General features: G+C 65.5%; 10 protein-coding genes. 4 read left to right on the top strand and 6 right to left on the bottom strand.

The annotated features are described in order from the left end of the window. Positions 1-31: 31 nt before the first annotated feature. The 4 genes from IPG14_RS01340 to IPG14_RS01325 form a co-directional block, all read right to left on the bottom strand. The gene (locus IPG14_RS01340; RefSeq protein ID WP_343390670.1) at positions 32-643 is read right to left on the bottom strand and encodes a DUF998 domain-containing protein; all 612 of its coding nucleotides are present in this window, start codon (positions 641-643) and stop codon (positions 32-34) included. 45 nt (positions 644-688) lie between these two features. Further along, positions 689-3,226 (bottom strand): M1 family aminopeptidase, encoded by a 2,538-nt coding sequence (locus tag IPG14_RS01335; RefSeq protein ID WP_343390669.1) that lies wholly within the window; start codon positions 3,224-3,226, stop codon positions 689-691. A 62-nt stretch (positions 3,227-3,288) separates the two neighbouring features. Beyond that, on the bottom strand, positions 3,289-3,762 hold the full coding sequence (locus tag IPG14_RS01330; RefSeq protein ID WP_343390668.1) for a peroxiredoxin: 474 nt from the start codon (positions 3,760-3,762) through the stop codon (positions 3,289-3,291). A 49-nt stretch (positions 3,763-3,811) separates the two neighbouring features. Then, positions 3,812-4,783, bottom strand: a complete 972-nt coding sequence (locus IPG14_RS01325; RefSeq protein WP_343384729.1) for an ATP-dependent 6-phosphofructokinase — start codon at positions 4,781-4,783, stop codon at positions 3,812-3,814. Between the two features lie 138 nt (positions 4,784-4,921). Between IPG14_RS01325 and IPG14_RS01320 the strand changes: the two genes are divergently transcribed. Continuing rightward, positions 4,922-6,295: a DUF3048 domain-containing protein gene (locus tag IPG14_RS01320; protein ID WP_343390667.1), complete on the top strand. Its 1,374-nt coding sequence runs from the start codon at positions 4,922-4,924 to the stop codon at positions 6,293-6,295. Positions 6,296-6,328: 33 nt separating this feature from the next. Here the strand turns inward: IPG14_RS01320 and IPG14_RS01315 are convergent, their stop codons facing one another. Beyond that, complete coding sequence (locus IPG14_RS01315) at positions 6,329-6,841, bottom strand: DUF3090 family protein (protein ID WP_343384727.1); 513 nt, start codon at positions 6,839-6,841, stop codon at positions 6,329-6,331. A gap of 244 nt (positions 6,842-7,085) precedes the next feature. Here IPG14_RS01315 and IPG14_RS01310 point away from each other — a divergent pair, with 244 nt between their 5' ends. Genes IPG14_RS01310 through IPG14_RS01300 form a run of 3 tightly spaced genes read left to right on the top strand, consistent with a single transcriptional unit; the run spans position 7,086 to position 11,613 of the window. Continuing rightward, on the top strand, positions 7,086-8,054 hold the full coding sequence (locus IPG14_RS01310) for a WYL domain-containing protein (protein WP_343384726.1): 969 nt from the start codon (positions 7,086-7,088) through the stop codon (positions 8,052-8,054). A 20-nt stretch (positions 8,055-8,074) separates the two neighbouring features. Next, a complete protein-coding gene (locus tag IPG14_RS01305) occupies positions 8,075-9,460 on the top strand; it encodes an aminopeptidase P family protein (protein WP_343390666.1) in 1,386 nt (461 codons plus the stop codon). Between the two features lie 32 nt (positions 9,461-9,492). Then, positions 9,493-11,613, top strand: coding sequence for a S9 family peptidase (locus IPG14_RS01300; protein WP_343390665.1), 2,121 nt, complete (start codon positions 9,493-9,495; stop codon positions 11,611-11,613). Between the two features lie 61 nt (positions 11,614-11,674). On the opposite strand, the gene aqpZ is transcribed toward IPG14_RS01300, so the two are convergent. Beyond that, entirely contained in the window at positions 11,675-12,370 is a 696-nt protein-coding gene (gene aqpZ / locus IPG14_RS01295) for an aquaporin Z (protein ID WP_343384723.1), read from the bottom strand. Positions 12,371-12,615: the final 245 nt, after the last annotated feature.

Genomic DNA, 12,615 nt, shown 5'->3' with positions numbered 1-12,615 from the left:
TACCGCCCAACCCGCTCCGGGACGTTCCGTGCTACCGGGCCGTTGCTCGCTTGCCTTCCCCCAGGAGGAACCCCCCGTAGGCGACCAGCCAGAGTACAACCGGATAGGCGACCCATCGTTCAATGCCCCCGTCGCCGAGTTCGTCCACGAGTGGAGTCGCATCGCCCGCCATGGCGATTGCGAGTGACAGCAGCCCGGTGGCGCCGAGAACTGCCGAGACGTACCGGAACGGCCGCCTCAGCGAGAATGCCGAAAGCAGCCCGGCGAGCCCGCCGGACACGAACGCCAGCAGCGCGAACAACGGGTGGATGCCCGAGAAGTTGCCCGGAAACACGCCGACGCCGAACACGCCGAGGCCAAGCAGGCCGGTGCTTATCCACGCCTTCTTCGGGGACTGTGCGCGTCTGAGCAAATACGCCGCTGCGAAGATCATCGCGCCCGTTGCCAGCATCGTCCCGTTGAAAATCGCTGCCGAAGGCTGGTGCGTCACGCTGTTGGGCGGTCGCGTTGCCCCCAGGTCGCTGATTTCGTTGTCGTGCGTGGTGTAGGGAAACGGGTACTGGCTCTCGGCGGTAATGATGCCCATCAAGATGACCGATCCGGCGATGGCCAACAGCAGTCCGGCTGCGGAACTGGCGGTCATCGGGGCCTGTCCGGTGTCCACACCGGCCAATCGGACACTGCCAAATTACTTCTTCGCTTCAAGGGTGGTCACCCGCTCGCGCAGTCTCCCGTTCTCTTCGCGGAGCTTCTCGAACTCTTCGCGGAGCTTCTTCACTTCCTCCTCGGTACCCGCCCCCTTGCGCAGCGCGATGGCATTCTCTCGCGCCATACGGACGCCGCGGCCGTCGAGCTCCCGCGCCGCCATGCGTTCGAGTGCCGGGATCTGCGAGTCGTCTTTGAGTGCCTTGAGGGCGTTGGCGGCACCAATCCGCACGCGGAAGTCCGGGTCCTCCAGGTAACCCGCGATCTCCTCGCCCAGCAGCTTCTTCCGGTCCGGGAAATACACACCGAGGCGGGCGAGCGCGCCGACGGCCGGCGTTCGTCCCTGGAAGGCTTCACCGTACCTCGCCACCCGCGAGAGGATCTCGAGTCCGGCTTCGCTCCGCAGCTCGACAAGGCCATCGATGCAGCCGATGCGCACGACCTGCCGGAATGAATGGCGGGCGATGTTTCGCTTCAGGATTTCCAGGGAGTCCTCGAGTCTGAGCTTGCCGACGCTGCGGCAGGCTTCTGCCTCCACGAACCACGACTGGTCCTTCTTTGCGATTGGAGCGATCGCATCGAACACCGTCGTGTCTCCCCTGAACTCCCCGAGAGCGGCGACGACGGCGCGCTTGGCTTTCAAGTTGCGCACCGAAAGGCAGCGAAGGAGTGCATCCCGTGCGCCCGCCGTCCGGATCGTGCCCAGCGCTTTCGCCGCTGCCGCCTGGCACGCCCAGAACTTGTCCGTCATCACGGCGGTTTCGAGTGCCGCGACGGCGTCGAGGCCGCCCTTCTTCCCGAGCTGCGCCGCCGCGAACTGGCGGCCACCGATGTCATCGTCGTCGCGAAGCTGCAACCGCAGTTCCCCGACCGACTTCTCGAAGTCGACTTCTTTCAGGACCCCGCCGTAGGGGTCGAAACGGCAGAGGTCGGGCTTCTGCGACACCGGGAAGACGAACGTGTGCTCGGCCTCCGTGATCTCCACCCGGAAGCTCTGGGGCTTCGTCCGGCCCTTGCGGAAGTCGATAGTGACTGGCATCCGGAAGATCGGAGTCCCGTCGGTTGTCGGCTGGGTCTGTTTCACGGTCACGGTCGCCAGCTTGTGGTCGTCGTTGTAACTCCACGATACCTTGAGGTTCGGATGCCCGGGTCTGTAGACCCACTGGTCGAAGAACCAGTCGAGGTTCCGCCCGGTTTCCGCTTCGATTGCAGCGGCGAGGTCCTGCGTGATCACACTCCGCTCCTGGTTCTCGCGGATGTAACGCTGGATCGAGCGAAAGAACTGGTCGTCGCCGAGGAGCGACCGGAGCATCGCCAGGACGACCGAACCCTTCTCATAAAGGTGGCGGTCGAACAGGTCGATCGGCTGATTGAAAACGTTCGTCACGATCGGGCGCCGGTACCGCTCCCCGAAGTAGAGCTCGGCATTCTCGATCGCCCCCTGGCGGTAGTGGTCGATCCCGAGGTGGTGCTCGTCCCAGAGCATCTCCAGGTAGGTGGCGAAGCTCTCGTTCAGCCATCCGTGGGACCAGTCCCGGCAGGTCATCAAGTCGCCGAACCACTGGTGCGCCAGTTCGTGGGAGATAAGCGGGTCGCTCGTGAAGTCCCGCGCGGCTTTGCGGTCGAACAGGATGTTCTCCGTCATCGTCGTCGCGCTCGTGTTCTCCATCCCGCCGAAAACGAAGTCGCGCACGACCACCTGAGAGTATTTCGACCAGGGGTACTTTGCATCGAAGAGCCGCTCGAATAGCGCGATCATTGCCGGGGTGTTCGCGAACGTCCGTCGGGCATCGTCGAGGTCCTTCTCCTCAACGAAATAGTCGATCGTCAAGTCCGGCGTTGAATCGTTGATGCGCGCGAGTTCCCCGGCGGCGAGGGTGAAAAGGTAGGTGCTGTGCGGCCGGTCCTGGTGCCAGTGGAAACGCTTCGTCCCGTCGCGGTTCGCTTTCTCTTCGAGTAGCCGGCCATTGGAGAGCACGTACCACGAGCCCGGTACGGTAGCGATGATCTCGCTGGTCTGCTTTTCACTCGGGTGGTCGAAGCAGGGGAGCCAGTAGCGCGTGTCTTCATCCTGGCACTGCGTCCAGACCTGGAGCGGCTTCTGTGGGTATCCGGCGTCGGGCGCGATGAAATACATGCCGATGCGGGGCCGTGCGCTATAAGAAATCGCGACCGCCAGGTCCTGGCCGCGCCTCCGGTCGGCCCCCAGGTCGACGCGCAGCGTCGTGCCGTCGTACGAGAATTCGGCCGGCTTGCGAGCCACCTGGACAGCGGTGATCGCCAGGTCGACGGCATCAAACTCCACATAACGAGCACCTTCGTTCAGGGGAGCGACAGTGTGCGTGACCGTCCCGGCGACGCCCCGCCCCGGGACGTCCAGCTTGATATCGATCTTCGTGTGCTTGACGTCCACTACTCGGTCACGCGTCCAGACGGGCCGGTCACCGGGAAGTGCGTGAGGAGGCGTCGCTGGCTCGCCCGCCAGCCTTCCGCAGGTGATGCGTTCTCCGTACAGCTGCATCTTAGGCCCCCCGAGGTTGTTTCCGGGATCGTAGAGGGACGAGCGAGAAGGGAGAAGCGCCGCTAACTGGCCCTCGATCGAAGCCAGTCAAGCACTTGCGAGCCGTGTGAATCGGGCTTCACTTTCGGCCACACCTTCGCCACCCTGCCGCCCGGGTCCAGGATGTACGTGGAACGGATGATCCCCTCGTAAGTCCTACCGTACATGCTCTTGGGCCCCCAGGCGCCATAGTCGCGTGCCATCTGATTACCCTCGTCGATGAGAAGCGAGAAGGGCAGTTCGTACTTCCTGGCAAACTCCCGGTGCGACTCGGCGCCGTCGGCGCTGACGCCGATGACGGTCGCACCGGCATCCCGGATGCCGGCGAAGTTGTCTCGGAAACTGCACGCCTCACGGGTACACCCCGGGGTGTCGTCTCTCGGATAGAAGTAGATGACGGTCCAGCTCCCCAGCAAGGACGCGAGCGAAACCACGTTCCCGAATTGGTCCTTCAATGCAAAGTCGGGAGCCGGACTATCGATGGGCAAGAGCGGCATCTCATCCCCCTGAAGACACCGCATGATACGACTCTGCGCGGGCGGATGGTCAGCCGGAGAGTTGCCGCGCAAGCGCCAGCAGCGCCAGGTCCGGGGGCGGGTGCTGACGGGAGACAACCTCGGTCAGCGGAACTTCCACGGACTTGCCGCCCTGCCGCCCGATCATGACGCCGGAACGGCCGGCGAGGAGCGCATGCACTGCCATCGCACCCGCCTCCGAGGCCACAATCCGATCGCGCATCGTCGGCCGTCCGCCGCGCTGAATGTGGCCGAGGACGACGACGCGGTAGGGATGGTCCAGCGCTTTGCCGACGCGTTCACCGACGCCGAAGGCCCCGCCCGCTTCGTCCCCTTCGGCGACGACGACGATGTGACTCCGTTTGCCTCGCTCGATCGAATGCCGGAGCTGTTCGATGAGCACCGTGATCTCGTCATGCGCTTCGGGGACGACAACGCCGGCAGCGCCACCGGCCACCGCCGTGTGGAGGGCTATGGCGCCGCTCGTCCGCCCCATCACCTCCACGAAGAACATCATGCCGGTGGATTCGCTCGTGTCCCGCACCTGGTCGATCGCGAGCAGGGCAGTATTCACTGCGGTGTCGAAGCCGATCGTCTCATCGGTGCCGAAGACATCGTTGTCGATGGTGCCCGTGACTCCGGCGACGGGCACCCCGCACTCGTCCTGGAGGGCAAGGGCTCCGCGAAAGCTCCCATCACCGCCGACCACGACAAGCCCGTCGACTCCGTCCGCGCGCATGCGGTTGGCGGCGGCGGTGCGGACCAGGGGATCGAGGAACTCCGGGCAACGCGAAGTACCGATGATCGTGCCGCCACGCTGGATGATGTTCCCCACAGCCCGGTCGTCCAGTTCGGAGAACTGCCCCGCAACGTAGCCGGAAAACCCGTCGACGTACCCCGCAACCGAGATCCCCCGGCCGATGGCGGTGCGGACAACCGCTCGGATGGCGGCGTTCATCCCGGGCGCATCGCCCCCGCTGGTGAGGATTCCGAGGCGCTTCATCCCCTAACTTTCGGGGGCAACCGGTTGTTGGAGCAACCCCAACCGCCGGCACTCGCCCGCCCCTGAGCGCGAGACGCCGCAACCGAGCAGCGCCCGGTCTCCGTTGCCCTGTGTTCCGGTGCTCCGTAGCATCGGGCGATGCCAGAACTCGTCGCACGGATCGGGCGGGCCCGCCTGATGGGCCTGGCCGCCGTCATCGCTGCAGCCGTCCTGGCGCTCGGCGTGCTGGTTCTGAGCCTGGGCTCCGGCGATGATCCTGCGCCTGACGAGGCTTCGCCGGCGCAAGGGCAGCTCGCCTCACCGACGAAGCAGCAGTTCTCCACGGCCACGCCGGAGGCTTCGCCGACGCCGATCAAGCATGCCGGCATCCTCGACGGGGTCGCCATGAGCGACCAGGAGTGGGCGGAGCGGAAGGATCTGCTGCCGCTGGCAGTAATGGTCGACAACACCACCGGCGCATACCCTCACACCGGGCTGGACACCGCCGATCTCGTCTACGAAGCGCTCGTGGAGGGAGGCATCACGCGCCTGATGGCCGTCTATTGGCGCCTCGAGGCTGCGAAGATCTTGCCGGTCAGGTCCGCTCGCACGCCCTTCGTGATCTGGGCGAGCGAACTCGGTGCGCTGTACGGACACGCCGGCGGCGCCGTTACCGAAAATGACGCAAACGCCATGGGACAGATCTACGAGTGGGAAATCCTCGACCTGAACGCCTTTTCCACCATCCCCAGCAACTACTACTACCGCGACGCCGAACGCTACGGCCCCTACGACCTGGCGACGAGCACGGACGACCTGCGGGAGGCAGCGGACAGGATGGGTTTCTCCGGGCCATCCGCGGTCGAATCCTGGAAGTTCCGCGACCCGGGGACGCTTCTCCCGTCCGGGAAGCCGGCCGGTGGAATCGCTGTCGACTTCTCCGGGCGGCTTTACGCATGGCAGTACATCCAGTGGAAGTGGGACGCCGGCGCGAACCGCTACCTTCGATTCCAGTTCGGCGGGCCGCACGTTGATGCGGTCTCCGGAGAACAGTTGGCCTTCGCCTCGGTCATCGTCATGCAGGCGCCCTCCCAGGTCGTCGACGATGACGGGCACCTGATCTACGACCAGCTGGGGACAGGCCCGGCGACCGTCTTCACCGGTGGGCAGGCGTTTGAAGGGACGTGGAAGAAGCAGAAGCGCGAGAGCCGAACGCGCTTCTACACTCTGGCCGGCGAGGAGATCGTCTTTGAGCGCGGGCCGGTGTTCGTCGAGTTCATCAGCTCCCAGAGCACCTTCGCCTATTTCGCCGCCGCCGGGGATCTGCCCACGATGCCCGCCTACGAACCCCCTCCGCCAGGCTCGTTCCCGGTGCCCGAAGACGCCCGGCCGTCGCCATCGCCATCCCCAGTTCCGACGCCCACGGCGTCGGCTTCGCCGGGCACGACTGCCACGGCGGCGCCCTCGCCGGCAGGTACCCCGTCTCCCTCGGCTACAGCGCAACCGCCGAAGTCCGCGACTCCCGGGCCCTAGCGGGCCTCCGCGACCGCCGGGCCGAGCTGAAGCTCAGTGGGGGTTGTGCCCGTTGGTCCGTACACAGACATGGCCCGATGGGTCGATCGGAGCGGTACAGAGCGGGCACGGTGGACGTCCCGCCGCCACTACCTGGGTGATCTGGCGCCGCAATTCATATGCCTTGCGGTAGTCGAACTGCATGGTCACCGCTGTCGTCCCGGCTTCGTCGTCCGGACCGTCGGCGGCAATCAGCACAACCGTCCGCTTCTCAACGTCGACTCCCATCGATAGCTGCGCCAGCCTCAGGTCGACCGCCGCGTTGAGTGGAAAAACCGGCGGCTGCGGCAAGTCGTCCAGCGGACGGGCCTGGTACTCGTACCCGGCGTCCCGAAGCACGTTTTCGATCGCCTCCGCCAGTGCAATGAGCTGTTCCTTTTCAAGCCAGAGCGACGCGGACTCAACATCCAGGTTCATGGCATGGAGCCGAAAGCGGCGTTGGCCAGGTTGGCCGATTGCCTCGGCGATGATGTGTTCGAGCGGTCCAAATTCACGGGGGCCAGGCATGGTTGGGATCGTAGGCCAGTCGGCGGTTTGAGTCTCTCGTCGCTGCGACCGGTTTGCCTGTGCCCAACAATCTCCTTCGCTCCGCCGTAACCGTTGTTTACGCAAAGGTTCGAACCGTCTATAAATTCACGAATCATGAACTTACCTGTCAGAAACGCGACATATTTTGTCGCGTTTCTGGTCTAGCTTGGTGGAGACAGCCGAGGTTCGTCCGGGCTGAACACGGAAACCGGGGGCGGTTGCGATGACCGAACAGACCAGACGAGCGACACGGCTGGTTCGCATTCGCGAACTGCTCGTGAAACGCGGGAACGTCAGTTGCGCGGAGCTGGCGAGCGAACTCGGTTACAGCCAGCGCACAATCCAGAGAGATATCGCGGCGCTCGAGAGCGAACTTGGCGTGCCTCTCGAGTACGAAGGCCGCCGGTGGAAGCTGATGCCGGGCGCCAAGCTGGTCTTCGGGCCCGTGCGGCTCACCCTCCAGGAAGCGCGGGCAGTCTACTTCGCCACTCGCCTCATGCTCCGGTCCGCCGATGAGCGGGATCCCGACGGTGTCTCTGCGCTGGAGAAAGTTGCCGATGCGCTACCGGGAGGCCTGGCAGGGCACATGCGCCGGACGGTCGTGGAATACGGCCGCCTGCCCTCGAACAGTGCCTACATCGAGTCGCTCCGGCGGTTGACCGAAGCCTGGGCCGCGAACCACACGGCAACTATCTCCTATCGCTCGGCAAGCCACGCGAACGCCCGCACCACGGACATCGACCCCTACCTGCTGGACCATACCCAGAGCGGCACATACGTCTTCGGCTACAGTTCGGAGCACCGCGAAGTCCGTTCCTTCAAAGTCGATCGCATCCTCGAAGTCCTGGTGACTCAGCGAGAGTTCGAGCCGGGCGATGTCGAACACATCGCCGAACAGCTTCGCCGAAGTTGGGGGGGAGTCGTCCTTGGAGAGGAGCACCACGAAGTGCAGATCGACTTCTCAGCGTCTGTCGCGTCGCGCATCCGGGAGAGCTACTGGCACCCGAGCCAGCAGCTCGACGACCTCCCCGGCGGCGGAGTTCGCCTGTGCGTGAACCTTCCCAGCCTGCTGGAGATCACCCCGTGGGTCCGTGGGTGGGGCCCCGAGGCGGTGGTGGTGGGGCCGCAGGCGCTTCGCGACGAGATTGCCTCCTCCCTCAAGGCCGCGGCGGCCAACTACCAGCGCGCCTGACCGAATACACTGGGCGGCAAATGCAACAAGCATCTTCCCTCGATGGCCGTCGGGCCGACGTAGCAGCGGCCTGGAGCCTCGCTCGCGGCGCCGTCGTTGTGCCATCCGGTATTCATGTGCCCATCCAGGGCACCGATCAATTCCATGAGTTCCACGCCCACCCGGAGTTCGCCTACCTGGCTGGCGCTCCGACACCCGGCGCCGTCCTCGTGTTCGATCCCGCCGAGGGCTGGGCGGTGTTCGCGCCCGTCGCGAGCCTGGAAGACAGGGTCTGGGTGGGAGACGGCGTCGATCATGCCGAACTTGGCCAGCGGATCGGCCTGCCCGTCCGCCCGCTCGCTGAATTCGAACGTTGGATCGAGCGTCGCCGGAGCGAACCGGTCGCCATCCTCGGAAATCACGACATCGTGCGGCAATCGCGGGCGTATGGGGCCGCCAGCTGGGCATCGCTCGAACTGGAAATCGATGAATCGCTTGGCGAGCGCCTGTCGGAACAGGTCTCGGAGGCCCGCCGGGCGAAGGATACCGGCGAGGTCGCGCTCATGCGGGCTGCCGCCGAGGCCTCGGCGGCCGGCCACCTCTTCGCCCTCCGGCACGCACACCCGGGGATGACCGAACGCCAGCTGGAGATCGAAGTCGAAGCCGCGTTCTTTCGCGCAGGCGCTGAGCGGACCGCCTACGGAACGATCGTTGGGACAGGCTCGAACGGGGCGGTACTGCACTTCGCCCCGACGGACCGGGTCCTGCGTGACGGTGAGGTCGTCTTGATCGACGCAGGCGCCGAGTTCGGAGGCTATGCCAGCGACGTAACACGGACGTTTCCCGCGGGCAGGCGGTTCGAAGGCGCCCACAGGGACCTCTACGAACTGGTCCTGGCGGTCCAACAGGCCGCCATCGCCGCTGCGAAGCCCGGCGTCGAGTACCGTGAACTCCATCTCGCCGCCTGCTCGCAGATGGCAGCCGGGCTCGTGGATCTGGGCCTGTTCAAGGGCAGTGCACAGGATCTCGTCGAACGCGACGCCCACGCACTCTTCTTCCCGCACGGACTGGGACACATGCTGGGCCTTTCGACCCACGACGCGGGGGGCTGCCTGGCCGGCCGGGCCCCGAGCGATCGCTTCGGGCTCAAGTGGCTCCGCGCCGACCTCCCGCTCCAGCCGGGCTACGTCGTCACGATCGAGCCCGGCATCTACTTCATAAAGGCACTGCTCGATGACCCATCGCGCCGGCGTGACTTCGCCGACTGCGTCGAATGGTCGAAAGTGGATGCCCTCCGCGAGTTCGGCGGGATCCGCATCGAGGACGACGTGCTGATAACGGAGAGCGGCAGCGAAGTGCTCACCGCCGGCATCCCGAAGACTATCCCGGAAATCGAGACGCTCCGGGCACAGGCGTTCGATTCGTGATGCGCCCGTTCGAGACCCTGACAATCGCTCAGGTGGCGGCCTATCCGCGGCCAGGCACCGTTGTGCCCGCCCGTCTTGAGTTCACCCCGGACGGTACGGGCGTCACCTACCTTTTCAGTGCCGAGGGCAGCCTCGTCCGGTCCCTGTGGCGGTATGAACTGGCGACGGGCGAACGAAGGGTACTGGCCGGTCCGCCCCCGGCCAGCACGAGCGAAGGGACGCTCTCTCGCGAGGAGGAGCTTCGGCGGGAGCGCGCCCGTCTCCGCGAACTCGGCGTAACTGGCTACCAGTTCGCTTCAGGATCGACTCGCGAAGTGCTCCTGGTTCCCGGCGGGGGGAAGCTCTGGGTGAGCACCGGTGGCGGCGAAATGGTGGAATTGTCCGGTTCCGAAGGGGCCATCGACCCGCATCTGAACCCGGACGGCTCCATGGTCGCCTTCGTGCGCGATAACGAGCTCTGGCTTCTGCCCGCTGGCGAAGGCCCGGCCCAGGAGGCCCGGCGCCTCACCAGCGGCGCTGAGCCGGGCCTCACCAACGGTCTCGCCGAGTTCATCGCGCAGGAGGAGCTCGACCGTGATCGCGGCTTCTGGTGGAGCCCCGATGGTTCACGGATCGCGTTCATCCGCGCCGACAGTCGCCACATTACCGATTACACCATCGTCCATCAGGGAAAGGAATCGGTGGACAACGAGCCCCATCGCTACCCGTTCGCCGGACAGCCAAACGCCATCCTCCAGCTCGGCGTCGTGGACGTGTCGAGCGGCGCGACCGCATGGATGGACCTCGGGGCCGACCCGGATATCTATATCGCGCGGGTCGGCTGGCGCCCGGATGGCGTGCTCACTGCTCAACTGCTCTCGCGCGACCAGGGGACGTTGCGGCTATTGGCCTTCGATCCCGCTGGGAACGCGACCGTGCTGGTCGAGGAACGGCAGGAGCCGTGGATAAACCTCGACGGCGATACCGATTTCCTCGAGTCCGGGGACTTCCTCTGGCTGAGTGAACGGAGCGGCTTCAACCACCTCTACCGCTATCACGCAGACGGCTCGGGATTCCGACAGCTGACCTCGGGCGATTGGATGATCACTGCGCTTCTGCGTGTCGATGAAGCCGCCGGATTAGTGTACTTCATCGCCACCCGGGAATCGCCCCTGGAGAGGCATCTCTACTCGGTGCCCCTGGAAGGCGGGCCGGTTACGCGCCTGACCCGGGAACCCGGTTATCACGGGGCTGTGGTCGCGAAGCAAGGAGGGCGTTTCGTCGACGTCTGGAGCACACGGGAGCAAGGCCCGCGGGTCGCCCTGCGGGAGCCAGATGGATCCATTGTCTCGATGCTCTTCGAGAACGCTGGCGCCAGCGCGGCCGAGCTCGGTCTTCGGCCGCCCGAGACGATGATGTTCGCCGCGGCCGACGGTTCGAGGATGTACGGGATGGTGTACAAACCGAAAGCCCTGGAGCCGGGCCGAAGGTACCCGCTTGTCGTCTCGGTCTACGGCGGGCCGCACGCCCAGCGAGCGCTCGAAGACTGGAGCCTGACCGTGGATCTCCGGGCCCAGTACCTCGCTCAGCAGGGCTTTGTGGTGTTGAAGGTGGACAACCGCGGGAGCGCGAACAGGGGCCTGGCCTTCGAATCCGCGATCGCCGACCGCATGGGCACAGTCGAGGTGGACGACCAGGTCGCTGCCGTGCGCGAGATGGCGACGTTGCCCTGGATCGACGCCGGCAGGGTCGGTATCTACGGCTGGAGCTACGGCGGCTACATGACGTGCATGGCGCTCATGCGGGCGCCCGAGGTGTTCAAGGTCGGCGTCAGCGGCGCCCCCGTGACCGACTGGGATGGCTACGACACCGGCTACACCGAACGGTACATGGGCACCCCCCGGTCAAACCCGGAGGGTTACCGGGACAGCTCGGTACTGTCGCATGTTGCGGACCTGCGCGGAAAGCTGCTGCTCGTCCATGGGATGGTCGACGAGAACGTCCACTTCAGGCACACCGCCCGGCTGATTGTCGCCCTCACCGAAGCGGACAAGGATTACGACTTGCTCCTCTTCCCGGAGGAGCGCCACATGCCGCGTGATGCGAAGGGCATGGAATACCAGGAGCGGCGCGTTCTGGAGTACTTCGAGCGCGAGCTCACTGGGGCCGGATGAGGCCCGCTTCCGGCGCTGCGATTGCCGCGGGCCTCACCGTGGTTGCTCGGGCCAGGCCCGCTTAGTCAGCCATGTCCTTGGCGTCGCCGAGCAGGTAGCGCCAGATCATGGCGCCCCCGGCAGCACCCACGATCGGGGCAACCCAGAAGAGCCACAGCTGCCCGATCGCCCAGCCTTCGCCGACGAACAGTGCCACACCCGTCGAACGGGCCGGGTTCACCGAAGTGTTGGTCACCGGGATGCTCACAAGGTGGATCAGCGTGAGCGCGAGCCCGATGGCGATTGGGGCGAATCCCGCGGAGGCGCTCTTCGAGGTCGCCCCCATGATGACGATGAGGAAGACCGCGGTCAGCACGACTTCCGCAACCAGTCCCGCGAGAAGCGAGTACTCGGCGGGTGAATGGTCGTCGTAACCGTTCGCGGCAAAGCCGTCGGCGGCGTCGAAGCCATCGAGCCCACTGGCGATGAGGTACAGGACGGCGCCTGCGAGGATAGCCCCCGCGACCTGGGCGACGATGTAGTACGGTGCGTCCTTCGTCTCGAACCGCTTGCCGACAATCAGGCCAATCGTGACGGCCGGGTTGAAGTGCCCGCCGGAGATGGGACCGACGGCAAAGGCCATCACGAGCACCGTCAGGCCGAATGCGATTGCGACCCCCTGGGCTCCGATGACATCACCGGCGAGGACGGCACTCCCGCACCCGCCGAGCACGAGGACGAACGTCCCCAGGACCTCCGCTGCGATCTTCCGTTGCATCTGTGCACCTTTCCGGCCAGGCGATGCAGGTTGGGCGCGACGCCCGGTCCAGCTAAAGCGTATACGCACTATCGCAATAGTGAAAGACCGGAGTTTGCAGTGCCAGTTCCCCGCCCAGCCCCTCCGGTCGCCGTGCTTTACGACGGATTCTTAACGCAAAAATCTGATGTTCGTCACATTGGAGCGGTAGCGCGTTATGGTACGGTCGAGTGCAGAGCCGCGAACGTAACGCCCGGCAACCGGAT

Origin of the sequence: Candidatus Amarobacter glycogenicus, assembly GCF_016704105.1 — a bacterium.
GTDB lineage: Bacteria > Chloroflexota > Dehalococcoidia > Tepidiformales > Tepidiformaceae > Amarobacter > Amarobacter glycogenicus.
Note: the sequence above shows the minus strand (reverse complement) of the source record. Positions and strands in the feature narration are given on the sequence as shown.